Origin of the sequence: Psychrobium sp. 1_MG-2023 (assembly GCF_030689115.1) — a bacterium.
GTDB lineage: Bacteria > Pseudomonadota > Gammaproteobacteria > Enterobacterales > Psychrobiaceae > Psychrobium.
Map to the genome: position 1 here is coordinate 13,888 of NZ_JAUYVJ010000027.1, position 25,814 is coordinate 39,701.

The window sequence follows — 25,814 nt, forward strand, 5'->3', positions numbered from 1 at the left end:
CTGTAATCAAAATTACAGCGCTTTTTTATTGACTGAAGTCTAGTTAAGCCTTTGTCTTTGGAGTTTAAAAAGAGTATCTTGTTATCATCGTTTTTTACTAAGGTATTTTTGTGTCACAGCCTGTTTATCTTCTAAATGATTGGGAATTCTCACCAAGTGATCTCACATTAACTCAAATTGGCAATACAGTCACAATGACGCCTGTACAAACTCAGGTGTTATTGCTTCTCGTTGACTCTGCGCCTGATGTCATTTCTGCGGCACAAATTATAGAACAAGCGCCGACAGAATTAGCGCTAAATAAAAATAAGCTTTACCAAGCAATAGCCAAGCTCAGACGTATTTTTGATGACTCTAGTCACAACTCTCATTATATCGAAACGGTGCCACGTCAAGGTTATCGTTTGGTGATTGAACCTAGTATTATCGATAACAATGTGGACACAGCGTCGCAAGATATTGTCGCAAAGAAGAATGTTACAGAGTATTTAGCTGATGAAGCGGTCGATGACTTAGAGGTTCATAGTGGTGTTTTAGAACAGAATATCTTTGATGATCTAGGCTTTATTGAGCCAGAAAACAAGGATTCATCACTCGCTGAAGATGATGTCGGTAATCCAGAAAGTGATTCCATTAATGCCCCCAACGATCAGATTAAGCACGCTAGCCGAACAAGAAGTCGTTTTACTTCGCAATGGGTGCCTGCCTGTGTCTTCATTATTTTAGGCTTTATTATTTGGCTTTTTAACACTGCTCCGCAAGAAAGTATCGATCCGAATTTAGAATATGATACGGTGTATTTATACCATCAATCTCGACACATGGATGAAAAGGACATCGAGCAAGAAGAGCATGATCTAGAGGAGCGCCTGCGCTGGTGGTTAGAGCAAAAAGTAAAACACCTCCCAGCAACAAAAGTGATTATTACTGATAATCAAGACAGTTTTCCTTTATTGGTTAGTGATATTGAACCATTGCCAGAACAAGCTAGGTTGTTAACATTATCCTGGTATCCAATTGAGACGATTAACCAGCCCCTAAAGGCACTGCAGCTAACTGTTCCTGGTTTACCACATCAAGTTATCGATGACTCATCCTTTAATGGGCAGTTGACTAAAATGGTCTTAGGGGCGTCATCATTTGAGTTGAGTAAAGAAAGTTGCCAAAGGCAAGACTTCGCTGAGTTAGATGATAAAAACCCGCTTAACTATCGCTGTTTAATTTCCATTGAACAACATGCACAGCGTTTACAATCAGATCTGATATCCGTGAATAGGCAAACTAAACAGGAAGTTGCGTTGATTAGTCAGTTAAACAATTTAGCAAAACAGACGATTAAGCAATTCCCACAACATAGTTTAGGCTATCAAATTGCGGCAAGAGTCAGTTCACACATTAATCGTGAGTCTCCCTCTATTGATAAGTGGCTGTTAGCGCTAGAAAAAAATGCTAATGAGCCTGAGATCCTCATCCCTTTAGCTAAAATATATCGAGAGCAACATCAATTTACTCAAAGTTTTTTGATGACAGAGCATTTATTGCAACGTTTACCAAATCAGAAAAATTACCATTATGACTTAGCAAATGATTTAGTTAATCTAGGCTACTTAATTCGAGCACATCAGCATATTGAGCAGGGTGGACTAACACTGACACAACCGAGAGATCTTGTGTTATTTAATCAGTTTACGTTTAGTCTATTAAAGGAATGGACCAAGGAACCCTCACCTGATTTACGGTTGATGCTGAGTCAGTTAGTGCAAGAGTCATCGTTTATGAATTTATCTAATCGTGAAAATTTAGCTAGGCTGGCCGAGGCGCTAGAGCTTAAGGCTGGTATTAGTAATATTTATTACTGGAAAAAAGCTGCACTATATCTGCTAAATGCGGAACCAAAACAGGCACTTTTAGAAATAGAAAAAGATGCTGAGTTTAGTGAATTCACTCCCAAAGCACAGTTAAATGATGATCGAGTATTTTTTATCACGACCTATATTAATGCCTTACAACAAGTCAATCAGAAGATTAAAGCTAGTAAGTTATTAGCAGCATTTATTGAGCGGTTAGAGCATTCAGACACTATGATGTTGCAGTTTACTTTAGCTGAAGCTTACGCATTGCAAGGAAAAAAGGACTTGGCGCTATCGACATTAGCGGATCTCGTTGCCCGGGGCTGGTTGCCTAACCCTCAGTATCAAGTGTGGAGATTACAAGATAACCCGAATCTTGCTAGTTTGGCTAAATCGCCGAGGTTTAACAATCTAGTTGAATTGGTTACCAGTCGGCAGCAGCTGATCAGGCTTGAATTGACGAAGTGATTTGATTCATTTAAGTCAATATGAGCTTCACAAAAAAGCCCAGAGTATCGTTAGTTAGACTAGAACAATACTCTGGGCTTAATGCTAGAGATTATTTTTGAAGGACTTGTTTAATACCTTCACATAATGCATCCATATTATTTGTTGTCATACCAGCAACGCTAATACGACCAGAACCAACGATATATACCGCATGCTCTGCACGTAATTCTTCTACTTGTGCTTTAGTTAAGCCTGAGAAAGAGAACATACCACACTGAGAAGTGATGAACGAAAAGTCACCCTCCACATTAAGATCTTTTAAACGTGTTACAAATAACTCACGCATTTGATGTATGCGTTGGCGCATCTGCGCAACTTCTTCGTGCCATAGCTCTGTTAATGCGTGATCATTTAAAATAGTCGCGACAACTGCTGCGCCGTGAGACGGAGGATTGGAGTAGTTTGAGCGGATAATACCTTTTATCTGACTAAAAGCACTGGTTGCAACGTTATTTGATGAAGCGACTAAGGTCACTGCGCCAACGCGCTCATTGTATAAGCCAAAGTTTTTAGAGAACGAGTTCGCAACTAAAAATTCAGTATTTGTTTGTGCAAACAAACGTAAACCTAGTGCGTCTTCTTCTATACCCACACCAAAACCTTGGTAAGCGAAATCAAACAGACCTAATAGCTTTTTCTCATTTGCTAGTTGAGCAATTTGCTGCCACTGTTCGGCTGTGGGATCGATACCTGTAGGGTTATGACAACAACCGTGGAATAAAACAGCGTCGCCTGCTGCGGCTTGTTTTAGAGATTCTAACATGCCTGAAAAGTCTAATGATTTAGTTTCAGGGTTGTAGTAAGTGTATTCAACAATCTCAAGACCAGCGGCTTTAAAAATGTTGCCATGGTTAGCCCATGTTGGGTTACTTACCCAAATACGTTTGATCCCTAACTGACTTACCATAAAGTCAGCAGCAATACGCAGTGAACCAGTACCGCCAGGGGCCTGTGCTGTTGCTGCACGTTGTGACGTTACGATGTCACTGTCCGCGCCAAAGAGTAATGACTGAACACACTTAGCGTATGCTGCATTGCCTTCAATACTTAGGTAAGATTTGGTTGTTTCATTACTTAATAATAGGGCTTCTGCTTTTTTTACACACTCAAGAACGGGGGTATCGCCTTGGTCTGTTTTGTAAATCCCAACACCTAGGTTGATTTTATGTGGGCGTGGATCATTTTTGAATGCTTCGGTCAGGCCGAGAATGGGATCAGCAGGGGCTGTTTTTACCACTTCAAACATTAGAGGTTCCTATTGATAGAGTGTGAACAAAGTTATGATGGTTAAATCCATCTAAATGACTCACTGTTATAACATGAGCTTAATGATAGTGGTAGTACACTTTGGTTAATTTATAGAGGCTTTGGGAATAAAGTATCTGTTCTATCTAACCAGTAATAATAAGCTAACCCGATCCATTCGTGTATTGCGTAATCAATACGTCGTAATGTGCCAACCATATCGAAAAAGTTAAACCATTTTGCCTTAGTTGGTGCAAAATAATTAACAGGAAAAGTAGAGATAGAGACCTCTGCCTTTTTAAAAGTGGCATAAGCTCTAGGCATGTGAGCTGCAGAAGTTATTAATAAACTATGTTTGAAGAAATAATTATCGGTTAATTGCTTACTGATGATCGCATTATCAAACGTATTTTTTGAATGGTTATTAATAAACAGGGAAGGCTTGATAAGGTTGTTCTTTAGCGCAGACAACACTAAAGACTCAGCAACTTTTTCTTTTTCTTGGTTTTTTGTTCCTCCGATAAACAAGATAGGCAAGTTATATTTATTTGCAAGGTCGATAGCGGCTATGATTCGACCACTGTGGTCGCCATAACCACTATAAGACTGTATAGAGATTGGCACAGATTGACCACCACCAAGAACAATAATTGAGTCAATTGTTTTAAATTGGTTGGTTGCCTTGATACGTTGCTCAAGAGGAGCAAGTAACCAATAGTCAATTGGTAGTATGGCAATGGCTAATAGAACAATGAAGGTGAGTTTAATCATGAATTGGGCGTATGACCGTTTAGTAATGACCAAATAAGCACTAAACAACAATAAAATAAATAACCAGCTACTGAACTGGGTGAGAGGAATAATCAAAATATATAGCTGACTTATGAGATTGTCCATCGAATATCCTTCAATTATCCATGAGAATTACTTTTCTATATAACCATATCCTACTTTCTATTGTTTGACACTGTGTCACTTTATAGGTAAAAAGGGTAAGTTAAGTACTGGATTAATCCAACGCACTTATTTTTACGTTTTTTTTTATGTATAAGTGAATGATTTGGTGTTAAAATGAATTCAGCTACAATCTGATATTCGTTAAGGTTAAATTCATAGCGTTATTGGTCTAATAGCGATATGAAATGAATGTATTTTATAAGGTGATATTTTAGAGAGGTATCGCCTTATTAATTTGAATTTAAGAGTTATTTTTACAAGGGAAAAGCAATGAAGAAAACGACACTTACAAAATTTTTAATAGCTCCTGTTGCATTTGGCGTTATGGTTGGCACTGCAGCTGCTAAAGATGTCGAGCAAGGTTGGTTTGTGCAAGGTAATATTGGTCAAGCAACCGGCCATGAATCTTCTGCGAGCTTAGTGAATGAAGTTGCTGATGTTGGTGATTTACAAAGCATGCGCATTCTTTCTGACAAGCGCCGTTCTTGGAATATTGGTGGCGGTTACAAGTTTGACCAAAACTTATCTGTTGCATTAAACATCACAGACTTGGGTGTTATTGAATTAGATTCTCATGGTGACCACGATGCTATCGCTGGTATCAAAGCGCTATCAGGTACAGCGACTGGCCTAACAGCTATGTATAGCCACCCACTAACAGAAGAAATCAGCGCGCACGTTCGTGGCGGTCTAGCTCATCTTTCTGCTCGTTCTAACCGTACAGATGCGGGCCATGGTACTTCAGATGGTTCTAACAGTGGTTTAACGTTTGGTGTTGGTGCTTCTTACGCTATTACATCTAACTTAGACGCTCTAGTTGATTGGGACCGTTTCCAGTTCGATCGTGAAGTTGACGTTATTTCTGCTGGTGTTCGTTACACATTCGGTGAAGTAATGACTCAGAAAGCTAAGCCAGCGCCAGCGCCAGCACCAGTTGTTAAGCCAGTTGTTGAAAAGCAACCTGAGCCAGCACCAGTTGTTAAGCCTGCTCCAGTTGCTCCGCTTAAGCCAATGGCTGTAACAGTTTACTTCGGTAACAACAGCAGCTCATTAAACAATGAAACATTAACAGTGTTAAACAATGCTAAATCTCAGCTTGTTAACGACCGTGTTGATACTGTAAACGTTTCTGGTTTCGCTTCTAGCACTGGTAATGCTGCTTACAACCAAATGCTTTCTGAAAAGCGCGCTAAGAAAGTAGCTGCTTACATCAAGCAAAACTGGTCAGTTGATGCTGATAAAGTTGTAGTTACAGCAAGCGGTGAGAAATACGCAAATGAAGCGCCTACAGGTGCTAAAGCTCGTAAAGTTACTGTAACAGTTAAATTTAACTAATCTTATATTAAAGATTAAGTTTCATTCAAAAAGCCCATCCTCGTGATGGGCTTTTTTTGTTTAACCTTTCGCTCTTTTTGCTAGTACTTTACCAAGTTCATTAATAACCTGAACACCTTTGATGGTGTATTTGATGGTGTAAATGAATGATAGCTCCGCGATTTATTATCTATGTAAAATAACTATATACGCTAACAAATACCTTACCGAGATGTATTCGGTATATGGGTTCAATTTGGAACGTAGAACCTCTGCATTAATTCGTTTATCCCCGTTACAATATTGTTCACTAAGTTTACGGACTTTGTATTAGCGATGCTGGTGAAACGTAGAACCTGTGTGTTAACCCGCTAATCACGTGATAAAACTGGTTACTTAATTAACGGAATTGGTATTATTGAAGGCTAGGAACACTCAACAGTTGAGAATCTGTTGTAAATAAGCGATCATAAGCCTAATTTTATTTTTGTTGTTATTTTTGAGGATCGAATGAGCCAAGATGCTGTCCGTGTGACTAACTTTATTCGTAATATTATTGATGCCGATTTGGCGAGTGGAAAACACACAAATATCGTTACTCGTTTCCCACCTGAGCCTAATGGCTACTTACATATTGGTCATGCCAAGTCGATTTGTCTAAACTTTGGTATCGGTCAAGATTATAAAGGCCAAACGAACTTACGCTTTGATGATACGAATCCTGAAAAGGAAGATATCGACTTCGTTAATTCAATTAAAGAAGATGTTAAGTGGTTAGGTTTTGAATGGGCGGGTGATATTCGGTATAGCTCAAACTATTTTGAGCAACTTTACCAATATGCAATAGAGCTAATTAATAATGGCAAAGCATTTGTTTGTGAATTAGATGCAGAACAAATGCGTGAGTATCGTGGCACATTAAAACAGCCAGGTAAGCCAAGTCCATCGCGCGATCGTAGTATTGAAGAAAATCTTGATTTATTTGAGCGTATGCGTAATGGCGAGTTCGCTGAAGGCCAATATAGTCTACGTGCAAAAATTGATATGGCTTCGCCAAATATCAAGATGCGAGATCCCATCTTATATCGTATTCGTTTTGTTGAGCACCACCAAACAGGCGATAAGTGGTGTATTTACCCAATGTATGACTTTACGCATTGTATTTCGGATGCGATTGAAGGCATTACTCACTCGCTATGTACATTAGAGTTTGAAGATCATCGCCCGTTATATGACTGGGTCATCGATAATATTTCTATTGAGACACATCCACAGCAAATCGAGTTCTCTCGATTAAACCTTGAATATACGGTGATGTCCAAGCGTAAGTTAGCGTCTTTAGTTGAAAACAATCTAGTTGATGGTTGGAACGACCCTCGCATGCCGACTATTGCTGGTATGCGCCGTCGTGGTTATACCCCGCAATCAATCGTTGAGTTTTGTAAACGCATTGGTGTTACTAAGCAAGAGAATGTAATCGAGATGAGTGCACTAGAAAGTTGCCTTCGTGAAGACTTAGACTCAAAAGCACCTCGCGCTATGGTTGTGCTTGACCCGATTAAATTAGTTATTGAGAACTACCCTGAAGATCAAGTTGAACAACTTACTGCTTCTAATCATCCGAAAGATGAATCAATGGGGACTCGTACTATCCCGTTCTCCCGTGAAGTGTATATTGATCGTGCTGATTTTAGAGAAGAAGCAAACAAGAAATATAAACGCCTCGTGCTTGATAAAGAAGTTCGTTTACGTAACGGTTATGTAGTTAAAGCACTACGTTGTGATAAAGATGACAATGGTGATGTAACTACGGTTTATGGCACTTATGATCCAGAAACATTAGGTAAGAAGCCAAGCGATGGCCGCTCTGTCAAAGGTGTGATTCATTGGGTTAGTGCAAGTGAAGGTGTTAATGCCGAAGTGCGAATTTACGATCGCTTATTTACTGAAGCAAACCCTGCAGCCGCCGAAGATTTTGCTGAAGTTATTAATCCTGAGTCATTAATTATACGTAAAAATGCGATTGCTGAACCTTCGCTAGTTTCTGCTCCAGCGGAACTAGCATATCAATTTGAACGTGAAGGCTACTTTTGCGCGGATAACCAAGATTCTAGCCCTGAGCATTTAGTTTTTAACCGAACGGTTGGTTTACGTGATACTTGGGCCAAACAAGGCGCATAACGTTTTATAGCTAGATAAAAAGCCACTTCGTGTTGAAGTGGCTTTTTTATGTCATATTTATCTTTCTGCTTATTGAGTAACGAGGCTAATGAAATCAGTTCAAGGACAAATCGCTAACGCGTTTTCTAGTGATGGTGCATTAGCTAAAGCCATTGATGGGTATCAAGAACGTCAAGTGCAAACGACGATGGCATTGGCTATTGGTGAAGTCGTTCCCAATCAAGAAAAATTAGTGGTTGAAGCTCAAACTGGTACCGGTAAAACCTTTGCTTATTTGATTAGTGCAATATTATCTGGGGCGAAAACAATTGTTAGTACCGGTACCAAGGCACTACAAGAACAGTTATATTATAAAGACTTACCTGTTGTTCGCGAGGCTTTAAACAAGCCGTTAAAAACAGCACTATTAAAGGGCCGCAGTAACTACTTGTGTATCGAGCGTCTCAAGAAACAACAGGCTGAAGGAGCGTCAGGAAACGAGCAGTTAGCACATGATCTAGGCCAAATAAAACGATGGTCTGCCCATACTGTGAGCGGCGATCTAGGGGAGGTGCCCGGCGTAAACGAATCATCGTTTGCTTTTCCATTGGTTACTTCTACAGCGGATAACTGTAGCGGCCGTAAGTGTAAATACTATGATGACTGCTATTTGTTACGAGCCCGGCGAAAAGCCATGGAAGCCGATTTAATTGTTGTAAATCATCATTTGTTTTTTGCGGATATGGCATTGAAAGATACTGGTTTTGGGGAGTTGATCCCTGAAAGTGAATTGGTGATCTTCGATGAAGCCCATCAAATTCCTGATATCGCTTGTGGCTATTTTGGTCAATCATTATCAACCAGAACGCTAAAAGAGCTCGCAAGTGACGTAGCGTATGTATATTACAGTGAGCTCAAAGATACTAAACAATTACTAAAAGCTGCGCAAATCGTTGAACGGTGTAGTGATCAGCTTAGATTATGTTTCTCCCACCAAGGAGAACGGGGTAATTGGCATGAAGCGTTAAAACGGCAAGATATTCATAATGCTTTTGAACAATTATCGGTAAACCTCGATTTTCTATATCAAGTGATAAAAATATCACTTGGACGTAGTGATACATTAGACAATTGCTTTGAGCGCTTATTAGAACTTAAGACGCGTTTTGATTTATTCAAACAATCAGACAAATTAGGTTTTAGTTTTTGGTTTGAAGCCAATCGATTACATCTACAACTTAATATCAGTCCATTATCCATCGCAGATAAATTTACTGAGCACATGAAAGATTTGAAAACGGCATGGTTATTTACTTCTGCAACCTTGAAAGTAGATGATAGTTTCGAACATTTTAATCAGCAGCTTGGTTTAACTGATGTTAAAACACTGTCGCTAGCAAGTCCGTTTGATTACCAACAACAATCAATGTTTTGCGTGCCGCGCTACCTCCCTGAGCCCGCGAATCCACAATACATTGATGCACTTGCACAGACTATTAGTGTGTTGACTCAAGCCAGTAATGGCGGCGTTCTAATTCTAGTAACGAGTTTCTCAACCTTAAATCGCCTTCAAGCAATGCTCAGCACACAATTAAGTCAGCAATTACTTGTGCAAGGCAGTGATAGCAAACAAAACTTGCTTAAGCAGTTTGCTAATGATGGCCATGCTGTACTACTGGCAACTGCATCATTTTGGGAAGGCGTCGATATTAGAGGTGATGCATTACGTTGTGTTATCATCGATAAATTACCTTTTGCTTCTCCCGATGACCCATTACTTAAGGCTCGCCTTGACGACAAACGAAAGCAAGGTATTGAAGGCTTTGACGCGGTTCAAATTCCTCAGGCTGTGATTGCCTTAAAGCAAGGAGCCGGTCGTTTGATCCGTGATCAGCAAGATCGTGGTGTCCTTGTATTGTGTGATACACGTATTATTTCACGGCCTTATGGGCGAGTCTTTTTACAAAGCTTGCCAGATATGAAGCGTACTCGTGATATAAAACAAGTTATAAATTATTTAGAAAATATATCTGCCTAACTTTGATTAGGTACTTTTAAAGTGAATTCTATGTCAGAAAAAACTATGTCAGAAAAAATCTTAATTATCGATACTTCGACGGAAGCATGTTCTGTTGCGTTGCTGCATAACGATAATGTTATTTCGTCATTTGATGTGACGCCCCGCAGCCATACAAAAATGGTGTTACCTATGGTTGACACTTTGCTAAAACAGGCACAGTTAAAAGTTAACGATCTGGATGCCATTGCTTGGGGACGAGGACCAGGAAGCTTTACTGGCGTGCGCATTGGCACTGGAATTATGCAGGGCTTAGCGTTAGGTGCTGAAAAGCCAGTCATCGCATTATCAACATTAGCCACCATGGCACAGGAAGCTATTGATAAGCACCAAGCTGAATATGTCATGGCTGGTATTGATGCTAGGATGGGTGAAGTTTACTGGGGCATTTATCGTAATGAGAATGGTCTGGCGACATTAGTCGGTGAGGAACAAGTGCTAAACCCAGAGGTACTGACCCAACTGACATACCCTGAGCATTCGTTTGTTGCCGTTGGGACAGCTTGGCAAGCATACCCTGAACTCGTTAAAATGGCTAAAATAACGGTGTTAGAGTCGGTGTTATACCCGAATGCTGAGGCGATGGCTCCATTGGCCAAGCAGGCTTGGAAAAGTCACCAAGCTGTTGATGTTGAAGAAGCTGCACCTGTATATTTGCGAGATACTGTTACTTGGAAAAAATTACCTGGTAGAGAATAACAACGAGCAAGGTTTACTAGTCAATCGTGTTTTTTTTATGCTAGTATTTGTTTAATATGCAGATTCGAAATCAGTTTCAAAATTATCAAACAACACCCACTGCGAGTGAAAATCTCGCAGCGAATGCTGCTGCTCCTAATAGTATAAAACAAAACCTTGTTGTTGATGGCGTAGAAGCCGCTGCGGAAAATGGCCAAGCGAGAGTGCTACAGGTTGGCGATGAAGACCAGCAACAACAAGAACAGGCTCGCTCGCTAACTCAAGCGCAATATGAGTCTGTCGCTGCTGCGCACCAAGAAAGTCAAACGATCTATGACCAACCGCAAGTTGAAAATAGGCTGGCTATTTCTAGCTATCAAGCAGTTGCTAATGCGCCTAGACGTGAGGAAATTCAGCGTTTAGTGGGCATTGATATATTTGCATAGGCCACCAATGACATCATTAGCACGTCTCATTTTATATTGTTGTGCCGCATTTTTTCTCACTTATTTACCGTTCATTAATATTCCTCTGCTTTATTTATCTACTACCTTCCATGAGTTATCCCATGGCATCATGACATTACTTACAGGTGGACAAATTATTGAGTTCTCTTTGAGCCTCAACGGTGCTGGTCACTTGGTTTCTCGTGGTGGCAGTAGTTGGCTTATTGCAGTAGCAGGCTACGCTGGCACACCGCTCTTTGGCGGTTTACTTTACTTGGTTGGTCCAAAACCAAATTTAGCCAAATTTATTATTTCCTTTGTCGCCCTGATCCTGATGGTCACTATTGTGTTTTGGCTATCTGATTTAACTACTCTCTTTATTTTAACAATGATGCTATCGCTGCTCGGTTGTTTGTTGATCAAGCGACAATCGCGTGTATTAACATGGTTAATTCAATTTATTGGTATTGTAGTTTTGATGAATGCGATAACTAACCCGTTACATTTAATTGACGGTCATCAAGTGGGGGACGGTGCTATTTTGGCTCGTGTCACTGGTCTTCCCGAAATAGTTTGGGTGTTTGCTTGGTGTGGTTGGGGTTGCTTTATTTTGTTTAAATTAGCAAGCCTCGAGTTTAATCGAAAATAACATGGATGCTCGAATGAGAGAAGTATCATTTACCTTACCTCACATAACCTTATCAGGGATAAGTCAAGGTGACGAAAGCAAACCAACGCTTCTGTTGCTGCATGGCTGGCTGGATAATGCAGCGAGCTTTATACCATTACTTCCTTTTATTAAAGATTACCATGTTGTAGCTATTGATTGGCCTGGTCATGGGTACTCCATGCATCGGCCTAGCGGAGCAAGTTATCATTTAACGGATTATGTGAATGACTTGTATGTGCTAATAGCACAACAAAACTGGCAAAGCCTTCATATTATCGGTCATTCTTTAGGGGCGATCGTAGCCTCCCTTTTTGCCAGCGCTTTCCCTGAGAAATTAGACAAATTAGTTCTGATAGAGGCGTTAGGTCCATTAACGGCAAACGAAAATCAAACGACATCGATCTTACGTAAGTCTATACTTAGTCAACATAAGGCCCAAACTAAGCGCAAACCAGTTCACGACTCAACAGAGAGTGCGGTTGCTGCCAGGCTTGCTGTGAGTGATTTTGGTCTTGAACAGGCAAAACTCTTAGTTGAACGCTCGATAACGCCTGTCGAGGGTGGGGTAACGTGGCGTGGTGATCGACGCTTAAGAAACTTATCTCCTTGGCGAATGACCGAGTCTCAAGCCCATGATGTACTAAATAGTATATCAAGTGATACGTTACTTATTTTAGCTGAACAAGGCTATATTCATTTGCGTACAGGGATAAAGCAACGTCAATTGATGGTCGAAAAGTTATCAATTAAAAGTGTTGCTGGTGGCCATCATGTACATATGGAAAGTCCGCAGTGTGTTTGGCAATATATTGAGCAACATTTAATGAAGTAAATACTTTTAGGGTAAAAGCTCTAAATAGTACTGTTATTTTGAGATAAGTTGTGGGATTATTAAACATACGTTTAAATACGCTGAGTTAGCGCACCTAAAAATTAATAACAATGCTAACTAGACAAACGAGGAAATTATTGTGGAAAAAGTTTGGCTTAAAAGCTATCCAGAAGATGTTGTAGAAACCATCGATCCTAACCATTATGGATCACTAGTTGATGTGTTCGAAGAAAGTGTTAGTAAGTTCGCCGATGCGCCTGCGTTCGCGAATATGGGGCATGTGATTACATACCGTAAGCTTGAAGAACAAAGCCGTCACTTTGCTGCTTATTTACAAAACGAATTGAAGCTGGTTAAAGGTGATCGCATCGCGATTATGATGCCTAATGTATTGCAGTACCCCATTGCTATGTTTGGTGCACTCAGAGCTGGCTTAATTGTGGTTAATGTAAACCCTCTTTATACCCCTCGTGAATTAAAGCATCAGCTGAATGACTCTGGCGCTAAAGCTATTGTAGTGATTTCAAACTTTGCCGATACACTGGAAAAAGTGGTCGAAGAGACTCCTATAAAGCACGTCATTTTAACCAACCTTGGCGACCAGTTTAACCCTGTTAAACGAACGTTAGTCAATTTTGTGGTGAAATACGTTAAAAAAATGGTACCAAAGTTTGATCTCCCTGGGGCTATATCGATGCGAAAAGCATTGGTTAAAGGGAGTTACAGTCAATACATAAAACCAACGGTGACTGGTGATGATTTGGCGTACCTACAATATACCGGCGGTACGACGGGCTTATCAAAAGGGGCAATGCTTTCACACCGCAATATGGTCGCAAATTTAGAGCAAGCTTCTGCGGCTTTTGGAATGAAATTGAATGCAGGCCAAGAGATTGTGGTCACCGCATTACCGCTTTACCATATTTTTGCATTAACGGCCAATTGCCTGTTGTTTATGAAGTTTGGCGCACAAAACTTATTAATAACCAACCCGCGTGATATTCCTGGCTTTGTCAAGGAGCTATCACAATATAAGTTCACCGCGTTAACAGGTGTCAATACGCTATTTAATGCGCTACTTAATAATGAACAGTTTAAGCAATTAGACTTTTCTAGCCTTAAGCTGACATTAGGCGGCGGTATGGCTGTACAGCGTGCCGTTGCTGATGAATGGCAACAAGTCACAGGTACATTTTTACTCGAGGGTTATGGGTTAACTGAGTGTGCGCCTCTAGTCACAGTGACACCTCATAATTCAACAGGTTTTACCGGTTCTATCGGCCTACCTTGTTCGTCAACAGATGTACGTATTATTGATGATAAAGGTCAAGAGGTTGGTTTTAATGAACCCGGAGAGCTGCAAGTTCGTGGGCCTCAAGTGATGCTCGGTTATTATAATAAACCTGAAGAAACCGCTAAAGTGATGGACGGTGATTGGTTTGGAACAGGTGACATTGCAACCATAGATGAGCAGGGGTTTTGTCGAATTGTTGATCGTCAAAAAGACATGATTATTGTTTCTGGCTTTAATGTTTTTCCAAATGAAATTGAAGATATTTGTGCGATGCACTCTGGGGTGCTTGAAGTAGCGGCCATTGGTATTCCACATGAAGTGTCAGGTGAAGTCGTTAAAATTTACGTGGTTAAAAAAGATCAAGGATTGAGTGAACAAGATTTAATCTCGCATTGTCGTAATGAACTGACGGCTTACAAAGTGCCAAAACTGATTGAATTTCGTGATGAACTACCAAAAACTAACGTTGGCAAGATTTTGCGCCGTACACTAAGAGAAGAAGCACTCGGTCAAGAAGGTTAATCACCGTTTTTGCAGTTGGTATTCCTAATACCGTTCCTATAAAATAGCTAGCCCAATGTGGCTAGCTTTTTTATGCCATAAATAAAGGAATCAGAGTGATAGATTATTTATATATAGAAACTGAACAGGCGTTAGCCGACCTCTGTCAACAATATGCGCGAGCAGAGTTTTTAGCAATTGATACAGAATTTGTTCGTGAGCGAACTTATCATGCTGCACTTGGCTTGATTCAAGCCTATGATGGAGAAACGCTGGCATTGATAGACCCTGTTGCTATTGATGATTTATCCTCGTTTTGGCACTTATTAACATTACCTAGTTTAACCAAGGTTATTCACGCAGGCAGTGAAGATTTTGAAGTGTTTAGACATAATGCCAGTGTCACACTAACGCCTTTATTTGATACTCAAGTTGCTGCAGCATTGGCTGGTTATGGCGTCAGTCTGGGGTATGCGAAGTTAATCAACGAATTTTGTAATATTGAACTCGATAAGGGTGAGTCTCGCACGAATTGGTTAGCACGTCCCTTATCTGAGTCACAGCTGAAATATGCTGCGAATGACGTTGCTTATTTATATCAAGTGTATAAACCATTAGTATCAGCACTTGAAGAGCAAGATAAATTATCGCTTTGCCTTGAAGAATGTCGTCGCCTGGCTGAAAAAACGAATGAGAAGCCAGCAGATGAAAAGTATTTTGATATTAGCAATGCTTGGCAGTTAAACCCACAGCAGTTAGCTGTATTAAAAGAGCTAGCGCAATGGCGACAAATGGAAGCTATCAAGCGTAATCTGGCTCAGGGTTTTATTCTTAAAGATAATGAGCTATTTGCGATAGCAAAAGCGTGCCCAAAGAGCGGTAATGGTTTACGGGCGATTGACAATATTCATCCAATGGTTGTTAAGCGCCATGGTAAAAAAATCGTGAGTATTGTCGTTGCTGCGCTTGAATTGGATGTTTTACCAACACCATTAACACGTTTGATTGACTATCCAGCGTATAAAAAAACCTTTAAAGCGATTAAAGGGTTAGTAGAGCAAACCGCTGAAAAATCGGGGATTCCGAAAGAGATTATTGCTTCTAAGAAATTGATCCATGAAGTATTGAGCTATTATTGGAAGCCTGAATTTCAAGAAAAACAATTACCAGCACCTGTATTATTAACAGGTTGGCGTAAGCAACTTTTAGCTGAAAAGGTTTTACCGCTTATTAAGCAGTAGTTCTTGAGGCGGTTGTTAAAGCGTAGTCATAAAAGGGCGTTTAGTCCTTTTTGACTACGCTATAAACTACGTTACTTACGCTCTACATCTGGCAACGTCACGTTGAGTTCTAGCACTGCGAGTTCATCATTTTGGTCAAACTCGACACTGACTTTTTCATCGCCAACTTTTACATACTTCGCAATAACATCTAAGATGTCTTGTTTAAGTTGCGGTAAATAATCAGGCCCTTCACGGTTTTGACGTTCATGAGCAACAATGATTTTTAACCGTTCTTTCGCTAAAGAAGCCGTAGGTTTTTTATTGCTACGAAAATAATCTAGTAGTGCCATTATTAACCTCCGAAAATACGCTTAAGTAAACCTTTTTTCTCTTGAGTTAAGAAGCGAAGATCAACTTCTTTTCCAAGTAAACGTTCGATTGCGTCGTCGTAAGCTTGACCCGCATCGCTATCGCTATCAAGCACAACAGGCTCACCAGAGTTTGAAGCTTTTAACACGGCTTGAGACTCAGGAATCACACCCAACAATTTAATCGCTAAGATGTCTACGATATCATCAACACTTAACATTTCACCTTCGTCAACACGAGAAGGGTTATAGCGGGTTACTAGCAAGTGTTCTTTGATTGGCTCTAAACCTTGCTCTGCACGTTTAGACTTGCTTTGTAAGATACCTAGAATACGGTCTGAGTCACGAACTGATGATACTTCAGGGTTGGTCGTAACAATAGCTTGGTCAGCATAATAGAGTGCCATCATTGCACCTGCTTCAATACCTGCGGGTGAATCACAAATGATGAAGTCAAATTGCTCTTTAAGTTCGTCAATGACTTTACCCACCCCTTCTTTTGTAAGGGCATCTTTATCTCTAGTCTGTGAAGCTGGTAGGATATAGAGGTCTTTAACACGCTTATCTTTAATTAGAGTTTGATTTAAATTCGATTCACCATTGATCAGGTTAACAAAATCATAAACAACACGACGTTCACAACCCATGATTAAGTCTAAGTTTCGTAGGCCGATATCAAAATCAATGATAACCGTTTTATGGCCTTTTAAGGCCAGTCCTGTGCCTATTGCTGCACTAGAAGTTGTTTTTCCTACACCGCCTTTTCCCGATGTAACAACGATTACTTGAGACATAGTTCTCATTCCTTTAATTATTTAAACCAGGAAGCGACTCGACAACGAGTTGCTCCTTTTCTAATTTGATTAAGCCAGATTGTTGCCAATGATTCTCTTGAATTGCTTCACTTAGCCAATAGGTCCCAGCAATGGAAACGAGCTCGGCTTCGATAGATTGACAGAATATGGCGCTTTGCTGATCACCTTTAGCGCCAGCAATCGCCCGGCCGCGAAGTTTTCCATAAATATGAATACTGCCATCAGCAATGACTTCAGCGCCGTTGCCTACTGAACCAATGATGACTAAATCACCACCTTGTGCATAAACTTGCTGTCCCGAACGAATATTTTGGCGAACAATTTTTGTGGCTTGTTTTGGTGCTTCTTCAATAACCGGCTTTTCTATGGCTACTTTTTCTAACTCTCGCGCTGCTGCTTTAGGTAACACCTTAACGGGTTCGTTGTGTTTAGGTTGCTGTAATGTCGCAAGACCGGCAAGGCGAGCTTGCTGTTTTTGAACCGTCGTGCCATTACAAACACCAACACAAATAAAATCTTTGCTCTCTATAGAGTGTTTGAGCTTTCTAAAATCAATTTCATCGTCAGTGAGTTTCTCAATATTAATAACAACAGGGGCGCGAAAGAAAAAAGAAGGTGCTTGTTTGAGCTTGTTATCCAATTGGAGTTCTAACTTACCTAAGTCATTATCTTCAAGTTGGAGAACAGACAAAGGAAATAAGCTTCCTTTGAGTTGAGCACTTGTATTGGGCATTGATGAGTAGTCCTGAAAAAATATCGAACAAACACTATTATTCATTATGTTTTAGTGTTGCTCATGTTATATTCTCGGATACCAGTTAGCAAGTCGTTCACACAGGTTTTTACTAAACAATGATAGTCGCAATTTATAAAAGTTCGAAAAAAGCAGATACCTATCTCTATATTGAGAAAAGAGATGATTTTTCTCCCGTGCCTAAACAATTATTACAAACGTTTGGTCGGCCAAAATTCGTGATGTTAGTCCCTTTACAAAAGCGTGATTTAGCCATTGCAGATAAAGCGAAAGTGATGGCAAAAATAAGAGAACAAGGTTTTTACCTGCAATTGCCACCACCAGAAGTTGACTTATTGAAGGAATTTAAACAGAATCAAAAATAAAACATGTTTGTTTTAGAGGGATAATATGCTCAAAAGCGTTGTTTTATCTACACTGATTTTTTCTAGTACCTTAGCTGCTCAAGGTCAAAGTCCGCTTTCTTATAAAGCATTTTTAACTGATCTTGAAAGTGATTTGTTAAAGCAATCGATTGCTCCTTCACAGGTCAAGTTGGCCTTCCAACAGGCAAAGTTATTTCGCAGTACGACAATGGCTTCGCATGAAAAGAGCCAACCTGTATCACTGGAAGAGTACCTACCAACTCTGGTTACTCAAGATATCGTTGCTCGGGCACGTCAACTATTTACACAACATCGCGAATTGTTAGCTAATATAGAACAACGTTTTGGCGTTCAACCAAGGTTCCTCATTGCTCTGTGGGGAATCGAAACCAACTTTTCACAGCAATTTAATCTTTATAACGCGATGTCCGTTGTCACCTCACTCGCTTATCAGGAACAATCCCCGAGCAATATTGAAAATGTTGCGAGTGTCATTAAACTGTTAGCTACCAATGAACTTAGCCACCAACAATTGCAAACAACCAAACAAGGTAGGGTCGGCCTGTTGAACTTATCTCCAACTCAGTATTTAAAAGGGTATACTGACTTTGATGATGGTGTTGTAAATGTTTGGGGCTCTTTAGCTGACAGTTTAGCGTCAACGGCCAATTACCTTTCCTTGGAAGGGTGGGATAAGCAATATACTTGGGGTAGACAAGTTCGCTTGGCTAAACAGGCGAATCGTTCGATTTTAGCTAGTAATCAGTATCGAACGTTAGAGCAATGGGATGAACTTGGTGTAATTCGATATGACGGTCGCAAGTTACCACAAGTATCACTTAAAGCCCGTTTACGTTCCCTTGATGGTGAAAAGGGACGCTTATATTTAACTTATCAAAATTTTGATTACCTCACTGCTTGGGGAGGGTCTGAACGTAAGGCACTTGCGGTTGCCTTACTTTCAGATCGAATCAAATTTATGGATATCAAATAAGCAAATTTGAGTGATAAATTAGTACTCCTTTTAAAATTCTGTTATAAGCTACCCCAAAGAACGTAGAGTGGTGGTGACATGGCGCAGCAGAATTATTGGCAACATAAAACATTAGAACAGATGACCGAACTAGAATGGGAGCGGTTATGCGATGGCTGTGGCAAATGTTGCCTCAATAAAGTCATCGACGATGAAACAGACGAGCTGTTTTTTACCAACGTTGCTTGTAGTCAACTCAACACAAAGTCAGGTCAATGTAAGAACTATGCTAACCGTTTTAAGTTAGTTCCTGATTGTTTTAAAGTAACTTTAGCTAATCGCGATAGCTTTGGTTGGTTGCCAGCAAGTTGCGCTTATCGTTTGTTAGACGAGGGTAAAGAACTACCTAGCTGGCACCCTCTGATTGTGGGTTCAGCGAAAGAAATGCATCGCTTAGGGCAATCTGTTAGAGGTAAAGTGATTGATGAAAAGCAAGCTGGAGATTTAGAAGATCATGTTGTTTACTGGCCGCTGCAGTTTGAGCCTTAAAGTAGCTTGTATATATCCTAAGCCAAAAGGGCGTTTGGCTTAGGTCGTCATCATGTTTAAATTAAAAACTGATTGCTTGGTCGCAAGCGGTTTAAGACCACAACGGTTAGTGCAATTGTAAAGCCACTGAATATCACTACCATCCACTGAGACATTGACCAGCCTAACCATTGCCATGTAATGGCGGCACAATCACCGTCAACTCTGAAGAAAAAAGGCAGCATTTCATCTAAGGGTAGCCAGCTTGGAAAGTCGGGCCTAAATGCACAACTGAAGAACGGTGATGGGTTAATTTGAATATCGACATGTTCAAGGGCGATTAGCAACCCTTTGATTGTGCTATACCCCCAGATGCTAAATCCAGCTAAACGAATGATGAAATATTGTGGTGCAATGGAACCAATTAAGCCCGCAATCGCGATACCTAAAATAGCAGTACGTTGGTAAATACACATCACACAGGGGCCCAAGCCCATACCATACTGAAAGTAAAGAGCGATAACTTCAAATACAATTGCAATGGCGGCTAGGACTAACCAAGGTAAACGTTGGGTGGTCATGTTGTTGAGATAATTGAGCATAGGGTTCTTAAAATATGGAATTGATTAATTTGGCTGTTAAATAGTAAATTTGTGTACTTTTTTCAACATAAAGATTACCACACCTGCCATAAAAAAAGCGCCTTATAGGCGCTTTTTTATTAGATTTTATTAGGGGTCACAAATTAATGGCCGCCAGAAGAACTATCAGACACCTCACTGGCACTGTGATGATGGATTAAACCCGCATCATAGTAATATGCTGTCATGTCATCTAAGAAACCAGATTGAATCATTAAGAAACCAACGATTGATAACACGATAGTGTATGGTAAAGCCATAAATACCATACGACCGTAACTTAAGCGAATTAACGGTGCTAATGCAGAGGTTAATAAGAATAAGAAGGCAGCTTGACCATTAGGCGTAGCAACACTTGGTAAATTTGTACCTGTGTTGATAGCTACGGCTAACATATCGAATTGATCGCGGGTAATTTGTCCATTTTTAAGCGCTGTAGAGATCTGTTCAATGTATACAGTACCAACAAATACGTTATCACTAACCATTGATAAGAGGCCGTTTGCCATATAGAACATCACCATTTGAGTTGTCCCTTCGTAGGTCAATACCCAATTAATCACCGGTGTAAATAACCCTTGATCGATGATTACAGCCACGACAGCAAAGAATACACCGAGTAATGCGGTGAAGGGGAGTGCCTCTTCAAACGCTTTACCAAGCGCGTGCTCTTCGGTAACGCCATTAAAGGCAGTAGCTAAAACGATGACAGATAAACCGATTAAACCTACGGCAGCAAAGTGGAAGGCTAAACCAATGACTAACCAAAGGGCAATAATCCCTTGAATGATAAGTTTTGCCGTTTCTCTTTGCGTACGGTTTTGATCTTGGTCTTTGGCGTAATCAGCAAGTACGTTGTATACATTCTTTGGTAGTTGAACACCGTAGCTAAACCAACCCATCTTCTCAACCAGCATACAGGTTGCAAGACCACAGAAAAATACAGGAATAGTCACCGGTGACATACGAATGGCAAATTCAATAAATTCCCAGTTGGCTTTTTCTGCAATAATTAAGTTTTGCGGTTCACCCACTTTAGTCATTACACCACCGAGTGCTGTACCAACACCTGCATGCATTAATAAGTTACGTAAAAAACCACGGAATTGTTGTAAATCTTGGCGATGTTGTTCGTGGAAGTCTCTATCATGGGTATGGTCATGATCGTGATGATAACCTTTCCCTGACGATACTTTATGATAAACACTGTAAAAGCCAATCACTACACTAATAATTACCGCAATAACGGTTAATGCATCTAAGAAGGCTGACAGGATTGCCCCTGCAGCACAAAAAGCAACAGAGAGAACAACTTTTGAGCGGAGTTTAGTTATTAGCTTCGTAAATACATAAAGTAATAATTCCTTCATGAAATAGATACCAGCAACCATGAAGATTAATAATAGAATAACCTCCATGTTGGCTTCCATTTCATGAAGCACCATGCCCGGTGTTGTCATGCCTATGGCGATAGCTTGAATAGCTAACAAGCCACCAGGCTGTAGAGGGTAACATTTTAATGCCATCGCAAGAGTAAATATAAACTCTGCAACTAATAACCAGCCGGCAACAAATGGGCTGATTGCAAAAAATACGATTGGGTTAATAATTAAAAAGGTGATGATAGCAGTTTTGTACCATTTAGGAGAGTTTCCTAAAAAGTTCAACATAAATGCTTTACTGAGAGGCATTACTGACATTAGTTCCTCGCTTTGGGCGACCTGTTGAGTTAGTTAAAAATTTCGGGGAGAATTCTATAATAAATTACTTGAAAAAAAGTAAGTAAATAGTCTTAGATTGACGCTTTAAAAGAATAAAAAGGCGCTTTAATAACAGACAAAATACTACTTTTATAAAAGTGAGGTAATTATTTATTACGTAAAAGAATTTTCGGGCGCAATTAATACTCTTATTTATAAATTTTGCAAGGGGTATCATGAAAAATCATGCAATTTAATGAGACAATCTCAACCTATAGGTTTAAACGCGCACAATTAATACCTGCTTTAATAAATCAGTATCAATTTCGGCTAGCTCTGGTATTATTCTGTGAGATTTTATTGATTTAACTTGAGTGAAAAATGATTTATAAGGCACAGAGTCCAGCTGGGTTTGCTGAAGAGTATTTAGTTGATTCTATTTGGACTGGCCGTTTCCCTCCTGGTTCTTTTCTACCAGCTGAGCGTGAACTGTCTGAATTGATTGGTGTAACTCGTACAACTTTACGTGAAGTATTACAACGACTATCACGTGACGGGTGGTTACAAATACAACATGGTAAACCGACCAAAGTAAATAACTACTGGGAAACAGCGGGCCTTAATGTATTAGTGACAATGGCTCGTTTAGATCAACGTGGCATCCCTGAACTTGTTGATCAGCTTTTATCAGCGCGAACTAACGTTTCAGTTATCTACATCCGTGCTGCTTTGAAGAATGCACCCGAGAAAAGTGTTGAGATCATAAAACAATATAAAGATATTGAAGATTCAAGTGAAGGTTACTCAAACTTTGATTACCAATTACACCATGAGTTAGCGTTCGCATCTGGTAACCCAATTTACGTATTAATCTTAAATGGCTTTAAAGATCTATATAGTCGCGTAGGTAAGCTATATTTTGAACTACCAGAAGCACGCAGAATAGCGGATAGCCACTACGAAGAACTAATCAGCTTAGCAGAGCAAGGCGAATATGATCAGGTCATTTTATCTATGCGTCGTTATGGCTTAAAGACGGGCAAACTGTGGCAATCGCTGCGAGAGCGACTACCAACAGATATCGTTGATCCAATTCGTTAATACACCTTGGTGCAACTAGTCGATTGCTGCTGTTTCAGGGCAATGGGCTAGTGGCTCAATTTTCCCATCTTTATCACATTGTTCTAACTTAACCTCAAAGCCCCACAAGCGGTGTAAATGCTTGAGCATTTCTTTTGTTGATTCGCCTAACGGTATATCTTGATGAGGATAATAGCGGAGTGTCATCGAGCGATCACCATCGACTTGCACATCATAAACTTGAATATTAGGCTCCAGATTACTTAGGTTATACTGCTTGGCTAAATTTTCTCTGATCCGTTGATAACCGATTTCATTATGTATGGCATCAACTTCAATATAGTTATGACTTGAATCATCCACTACACTAAATAATTTCATTTCACGCATTAAGTGGGGTGATAGATATTGGCTGATAAAGCTTTCATCTTTAAAGTTCTTACAAGCAAAATGTAAAGTCTCTAGCCAATCACTCCCAGCTATTTCAGGAAACCAGTGCTTATCTTCTTCCGTTGGCTCTTCACAAATGCGACGAATATCTTGGAACATCGCAAAACCTAAAGCATAAGGGTTTATCCCAGAATAATAAGGGCTATTGTAGGGCGGTTGGTAAACTACATTGGTATGATGATGCAAAAACTCTAGAATAAATTTATCACTAACCACTTTGTTATCATAGAGCGTATTTAAAATCGTGTAGTGCCAAAAAGTAGCCCAGCCTTCATTCATGACTTGGGTTTGTTTTTGCGGATAGAAGTATTGTGAAATCTTCCTTACAATTCTTATTACTTCGCGCTGCCAAGGAACTAAGAGTGGTGCATTCTTTTCAAAAAAATAGAGAATGTTTTCTTGAGGCTCGCTAGGGAAATGTTTCTTCTCTTTTTCTTTGTCGCTCTCAGCTGTTGGTACGGTGCGCCATAAGTCATTAACTTGCGATTGCAGGTATTCTTCGCGGTCTCGTTGACGTTGTAACTCTTCATGCATTGAGATTTTGCTCGGACGCTTGTAGCGGTCAACCCCAAGGTTCATTAACGCATGGCATGAGTCTAAGAGGTTTTCGACCTCTTCAATACCATATTTTTCTTCACAATCCATAATGAATTTCTTGGCAAACACTAAATAGTCAATAATTGAGTCTGCGTCGGTCCATGTAGTGAATAAATAATTATTTTTAAAAAATGAGTTATGACCATAACATGCATGGGCAATGACCAATGCTTGCATCGTCATAGTGTTCTCTTCCATTAAATAAGCAATACATGGATTAGAATTAATCACAATTTCGTAGGCAAGTCCCATTTGACCGCGATGATAACTTTGTTGTGTTTGAATAAACTTTTTACCGTAACTCCAATGATTATAGCCAATAGGCATGCCAACGCTTGAATAAGCATCCATCATTTGCTCAGAGGTGATGATCTCAATCTGATTTGGATAAGTATCAAGACGATAATGCTCTGCTACTTTTTTTATCGCTTGATGGTAGTCTTCTAGTTTTTCGAAGGTCCAATCGGAACTGTCATCGAGTGACTTTGTTATATCCATACCATTGTCCTTATGAAACTGTTTTTTGAAATAGCTCTCTAAATACTGGGTAAATATCTCCAATTTGGCTGATATGCTTAATAGCAAAGTGCGGGTTATCGCCAGCCAATCGTTGATACGCATCCCAAAGTGATTGATGAGCTCTATTGGTTATTTCAATATAACTGTAGTAACGTGAATTAGGTAATATGTCCCGTTGTAATAGCTTGTGGCAAAGAGGGGTGTCATCAGCCCAGTTATCGCCGTCAGACGCTTGTGCAGCGTAAACATTCCACTGACTTGTTGGGTAACGCTCTTGTTGTATCTCATGCATTAATTTCAACGCACTAGACACAATAGTACCGCCTGTTTCTTGCGAATAAAAAAACTCTTGCTCATCGACTTCTTTTGCCTGAGTGTGGTGCCTAATATAAACGACATCAATAGTTTTATAAGTTCTTGATAAAAACAAATACAATAAAATATAGAACCGCTTTGCGATATCCTTGGTCGCTTGGTCCATCGAACCAGAGACGTCCATTAAACAAAACATCACGGCCTTTGAAGAAGGGCAGGGCTGTTTTGTGTAGTTATTAAATTGTAAATCGAAATCATCAATAAAAGGAACGGCTTCAATTTTTTTTCTGAGTGTTTCAATATCACGACAGAGCTGCTGCTTCTCAGGCGAATTTTCGCTAGATAATGCTTCAATTTGCGCTAAACGTTCCTCTAGAACACGTAACTCGCGGCGCTTTCCGGCCGAAAGTGCTATACGGCGCGCTTGAGACTTCCTTAACGAGCGCACTATATTAATGTTATTAGGCAACCCGACATTGGAAAAGCCAGCACGTACGACTTTGTGTTCTAAAATATCCGACACTTGCTTTTTTTCAAGGTTTGGCAGCGCCAAATCTTCAAATAGCAGATCCAAATATTCATCACGGGAGATCTGGAATTGAAACTCGTCTTTTCCCTCTCCGCTATCACTAGCCTCACCTGAGCCACTGCCTGCACCACCGCCACCTTGAGGACGCTCGATGTGATCACCGGTTTGAAACTGATCGTTACCCGGATGTACTCGTTCTTTGACGCCGCCTTGACCTTGGTGAAAAAACGGTTCACTCAGGTCTTTAGTTGGAATAGTAATATTTTCACCAGTCTCAGTATCGGTGACACTGCGGTTGGTAATTGCGTCAGCAACCGACTTTTTTATCTGCTGTTGATGTCGGCGGATAAATCGTTGTCGATTAACGGAGCTTTTATTCTTACCGTTGAGTCTTCGGTCGATAAAATGTGCCATACCGCCTCC

The 25,814-nt window shown here is 40.1% G+C and carries 23 protein-coding genes; 14 read left to right on the forward strand and 9 right to left on the reverse strand.

Going from position 1 to position 25,814, the window contains the following annotated elements; translation table 11 throughout:
- Positions 1-110 precede the first annotated feature (110 nt).
- Positions 111-2,318, forward strand: coding sequence for a winged helix-turn-helix domain-containing protein (locus Q8W26_RS13610; RefSeq protein WP_101213502.1), 2,208 nt, complete (start codon positions 111-113; stop codon positions 2,316-2,318).
- A gap of 91 nt (positions 2,319-2,409) precedes the next feature.
- Here the strand turns inward: Q8W26_RS13610 and Q8W26_RS13615 are convergent, their stop codons facing one another.
- Both Q8W26_RS13615 and Q8W26_RS13620 read right to left on the reverse strand, forming a co-directional pair.
- The gene (locus tag Q8W26_RS13615) at positions 2,410-3,606 is read right to left on the reverse strand and encodes an amino acid aminotransferase (RefSeq protein WP_101213501.1); all 1,197 of its coding nucleotides are present in this window, start codon (positions 3,604-3,606) and stop codon (positions 2,410-2,412) included.
- A gap of 110 nt (positions 3,607-3,716) precedes the next feature.
- Positions 3,717-4,502 (reverse strand): YdcF family protein, encoded by a 786-nt coding sequence (locus Q8W26_RS13620; protein WP_101213500.1) that lies wholly within the window; start codon positions 4,500-4,502, stop codon positions 3,717-3,719.
- 330 nt (positions 4,503-4,832) lie between these two features.
- Here Q8W26_RS13620 and Q8W26_RS13625 point away from each other — a divergent pair, with 330 nt between their 5' ends.
- The 9 genes from Q8W26_RS13625 (at position 4,833) to rnd (ending at position 15,775) form a co-directional block, all read left to right on the forward strand.
- Positions 4,833-5,897, forward strand: coding sequence for an OmpA family protein (locus Q8W26_RS13625; protein ID WP_101213499.1), 1,065 nt, complete (start codon positions 4,833-4,835; stop codon positions 5,895-5,897).
- Between the two features lie 489 nt (positions 5,898-6,386).
- Positions 6,387-8,057, forward strand: a complete 1,671-nt coding sequence (glnS, locus tag Q8W26_RS13630) for a glutamine--tRNA ligase (protein ID WP_101213498.1) — start codon at positions 6,387-6,389, stop codon at positions 8,055-8,057.
- A gap of 88 nt (positions 8,058-8,145) precedes the next feature.
- Entirely contained in the window at positions 8,146-10,074 is a 1,929-nt protein-coding gene (locus tag Q8W26_RS13635; RefSeq protein ID WP_101213497.1) for an ATP-dependent DNA helicase, read from the forward strand.
- Between the two features lie 30 nt (positions 10,075-10,104).
- Complete coding sequence (gene tsaB, locus Q8W26_RS13640; protein ID WP_305473648.1) at positions 10,105-10,812, forward strand: tRNA (adenosine(37)-N6)-threonylcarbamoyltransferase complex dimerization subunit type 1 TsaB; 708 nt, start codon at positions 10,105-10,107, stop codon at positions 10,810-10,812.
- Between the two features lie 56 nt (positions 10,813-10,868).
- Entirely contained in the window at positions 10,869-11,237 is a 369-nt protein-coding gene (locus tag Q8W26_RS13645) for a hypothetical protein (RefSeq protein ID WP_153071468.1), read from the forward strand.
- A 7-nt stretch (positions 11,238-11,244) separates the two neighbouring features.
- Entirely contained in the window at positions 11,245-11,886 is a 642-nt protein-coding gene (locus tag Q8W26_RS13650) for a M50 family metallopeptidase (RefSeq protein ID WP_101213495.1), read from the forward strand.
- Between the two features lie 13 nt (positions 11,887-11,899).
- Positions 11,900-12,739: an alpha/beta hydrolase gene (locus Q8W26_RS13655; protein WP_305473650.1), complete on the forward strand. Its 840-nt coding sequence runs from the start codon at positions 11,900-11,902 to the stop codon at positions 12,737-12,739.
- 139 nt (positions 12,740-12,878) lie between these two features.
- Positions 12,879-14,555, forward strand: a complete 1,677-nt coding sequence (gene fadD / locus Q8W26_RS13660; protein WP_101213493.1) for a long-chain-fatty-acid--CoA ligase FadD — start codon at positions 12,879-12,881, stop codon at positions 14,553-14,555.
- A 95-nt stretch (positions 14,556-14,650) separates the two neighbouring features.
- Positions 14,651-15,775, forward strand: coding sequence for a ribonuclease D (rnd, locus tag Q8W26_RS13665; protein ID WP_305473651.1), 1,125 nt, complete (start codon positions 14,651-14,653; stop codon positions 15,773-15,775).
- Between the two features lie 71 nt (positions 15,776-15,846).
- On the opposite strand, the gene minE is transcribed toward rnd, so the two are convergent.
- Genes minE through minC form a run of 3 tightly spaced genes read right to left on the reverse strand, consistent with a single transcriptional unit; the run spans position 15,847 to position 17,673 of the window.
- Entirely contained in the window at positions 15,847-16,107 is a 261-nt protein-coding gene (gene minE, locus Q8W26_RS13670; protein ID WP_101213491.1) for a cell division topological specificity factor MinE, read from the reverse strand.
- Positions 16,108-16,109: 2 nt separating this feature from the next.
- Positions 16,110-16,919 (reverse strand): septum site-determining protein MinD, encoded by an 810-nt coding sequence (gene minD, locus Q8W26_RS13675; protein WP_101213490.1) that lies wholly within the window; start codon positions 16,917-16,919, stop codon positions 16,110-16,112.
- Positions 16,920-16,932: 13 nt separating this feature from the next.
- A complete protein-coding gene (gene minC / locus Q8W26_RS13680; RefSeq protein WP_101213489.1) occupies positions 16,933-17,673 on the reverse strand; it encodes a septum site-determining protein MinC in 741 nt (246 codons plus the stop codon).
- Positions 17,674-17,792: 119 nt separating this feature from the next.
- Here minC and Q8W26_RS13685 point away from each other — a divergent pair, with 119 nt between their 5' ends.
- The 3 genes from Q8W26_RS13685 to Q8W26_RS13695 all read left to right on the forward strand — a co-directional run bounded on the left by Q8W26_RS13685 (position 17,793) and on the right by Q8W26_RS13695 (position 19,581).
- A complete protein-coding gene (locus Q8W26_RS13685; RefSeq protein WP_101213488.1) occupies positions 17,793-18,059 on the forward strand; it encodes a YcgL domain-containing protein in 267 nt (88 codons plus the stop codon).
- A 25-nt stretch (positions 18,060-18,084) separates the two neighbouring features.
- On the forward strand, positions 18,085-19,053 hold the full coding sequence (locus Q8W26_RS13690; protein WP_101213487.1) for a lytic transglycosylase domain-containing protein: 969 nt from the start codon (positions 18,085-18,087) through the stop codon (positions 19,051-19,053).
- A gap of 78 nt (positions 19,054-19,131) precedes the next feature.
- The gene (locus Q8W26_RS13695; RefSeq protein WP_101213486.1) at positions 19,132-19,581 is read left to right on the forward strand and encodes a YcgN family cysteine cluster protein; all 450 of its coding nucleotides are present in this window, start codon (positions 19,132-19,134) and stop codon (positions 19,579-19,581) included.
- 56 nt (positions 19,582-19,637) lie between these two features.
- Here Q8W26_RS13695 and dsbB read toward each other — a convergent pair whose 3' ends face one another.
- Together dsbB and nhaB are read right to left on the reverse strand one after the other, a co-directional pair.
- The gene (gene dsbB / locus Q8W26_RS13700) at positions 19,638-20,162 is read right to left on the reverse strand and encodes a disulfide bond formation protein DsbB (protein ID WP_101213485.1); all 525 of its coding nucleotides are present in this window, start codon (positions 20,160-20,162) and stop codon (positions 19,638-19,640) included.
- A 143-nt stretch (positions 20,163-20,305) separates the two neighbouring features.
- Complete coding sequence (gene nhaB / locus Q8W26_RS13705; RefSeq protein ID WP_101213519.1) at positions 20,306-21,892, reverse strand: sodium/proton antiporter NhaB; 1,587 nt, start codon at positions 21,890-21,892, stop codon at positions 20,306-20,308.
- 390 nt (positions 21,893-22,282) lie between these two features.
- Between nhaB and fadR the strand changes: the two genes are divergently transcribed.
- Positions 22,283-23,002 carry a fatty acid metabolism transcriptional regulator FadR gene (gene fadR, locus Q8W26_RS13710; RefSeq protein ID WP_101213484.1) on the forward strand — a complete coding sequence of 240 codons (720 nt, stop codon included), beginning with the start codon at positions 22,283-22,285 and terminating at the stop codon, positions 23,000-23,002.
- Positions 23,003-23,017: 15 nt separating this feature from the next.
- On the opposite strand, the gene Q8W26_RS13715 is transcribed toward fadR, so the two are convergent.
- Positions 23,018-24,526 (reverse strand): SpoVR family protein, encoded by a 1,509-nt coding sequence (locus Q8W26_RS13715; protein WP_101213483.1) that lies wholly within the window; start codon positions 24,524-24,526, stop codon positions 23,018-23,020.
- Between the two features lie 10 nt (positions 24,527-24,536).
- Positions 24,537-25,805: a YeaH/YhbH family protein gene (locus tag Q8W26_RS13720; protein WP_101213482.1), complete on the reverse strand. Its 1,269-nt coding sequence runs from the start codon at positions 25,803-25,805 to the stop codon at positions 24,537-24,539.
- Between the last annotated feature and the right edge of the window lie 9 nt (positions 25,806-25,814).

Bases quoted from the DNA above. Each gene is read 5' to 3' on its own strand.
- Q8W26_RS13615 (WP_101213501.1), bottom strand. From the start codon at position 3,606: ATGTTTGAAGTGGTAAAAACAGCCCCTGCTGATCCCATTCTCGGCCTG.
- Q8W26_RS13620 (WP_101213500.1), bottom strand. From the start codon at position 4,502: ATGGACAATCTCATAAGTCAGCTATATATTTTGATTATTCCTCTCACC.
- Q8W26_RS13625 (WP_101213499.1), top strand. From the start codon at position 4,833: ATGAAGAAAACGACACTTACAAAATTTTTAATAGCTCCTGTTGCATTT.
- glnS (WP_101213498.1), top strand. From the start codon at position 6,387: ATGAGCCAAGATGCTGTCCGTGTGACTAACTTTATTCGTAATATTATT.
- Q8W26_RS13635 (WP_101213497.1), top strand. From the start codon at position 8,146: ATGAAATCAGTTCAAGGACAAATCGCTAACGCGTTTTCTAGTGATGGT.
- tsaB (WP_305473648.1), top strand. From the start codon at position 10,105: ATGTCAGAAAAAACTATGTCAGAAAAAATCTTAATTATCGATACTTCG.
- Q8W26_RS13645 (WP_153071468.1), top strand. From the start codon at position 10,869: ATGCAGATTCGAAATCAGTTTCAAAATTATCAAACAACACCCACTGCG.
- Q8W26_RS13650 (WP_101213495.1), top strand. From the start codon at position 11,245: ATGACATCATTAGCACGTCTCATTTTATATTGTTGTGCCGCATTTTTT.
- Q8W26_RS13655 (WP_305473650.1), top strand. From the start codon at position 11,900: ATGAGAGAAGTATCATTTACCTTACCTCACATAACCTTATCAGGGATA.
- minE (WP_101213491.1), bottom strand. From the start codon at position 16,107: ATGGCACTACTAGATTATTTTCGTAGCAATAAAAAACCTACGGCTTCT.
- minD (WP_101213490.1), bottom strand. From the start codon at position 16,919: ATGTCTCAAGTAATCGTTGTTACATCGGGAAAAGGCGGTGTAGGAAAA.
- minC (WP_101213489.1), bottom strand. From the start codon at position 17,673: ATGCCCAATACAAGTGCTCAACTCAAAGGAAGCTTATTTCCTTTGTCT.
- Q8W26_RS13685 (WP_101213488.1), top strand. From the start codon at position 17,793: ATGATAGTCGCAATTTATAAAAGTTCGAAAAAAGCAGATACCTATCTC.
- Q8W26_RS13690 (WP_101213487.1), top strand. From the start codon at position 18,085: ATGCTCAAAAGCGTTGTTTTATCTACACTGATTTTTTCTAGTACCTTA.
- Q8W26_RS13695 (WP_101213486.1), top strand. From the start codon at position 19,132: ATGGCGCAGCAGAATTATTGGCAACATAAAACATTAGAACAGATGACC.
- dsbB (WP_101213485.1), bottom strand. From the start codon at position 20,162: ATGCTCAATTATCTCAACAACATGACCACCCAACGTTTACCTTGGTTA.
- nhaB (WP_101213519.1), bottom strand. From the start codon at position 21,892: ATGCCTCTCAGTAAAGCATTTATGTTGAACTTTTTAGGAAACTCTCCT.
- fadR (WP_101213484.1), top strand. From the start codon at position 22,283: ATGATTTATAAGGCACAGAGTCCAGCTGGGTTTGCTGAAGAGTATTTA.
- Q8W26_RS13715 (WP_101213483.1), bottom strand. From the start codon at position 24,526: ATGGATATAACAAAGTCACTCGATGACAGTTCCGATTGGACCTTCGAA.
- Q8W26_RS13720 (WP_101213482.1), bottom strand. From the start codon at position 25,805: ATGGCACATTTTATCGACCGAAGACTCAACGGTAAGAATAAAAGCTCC.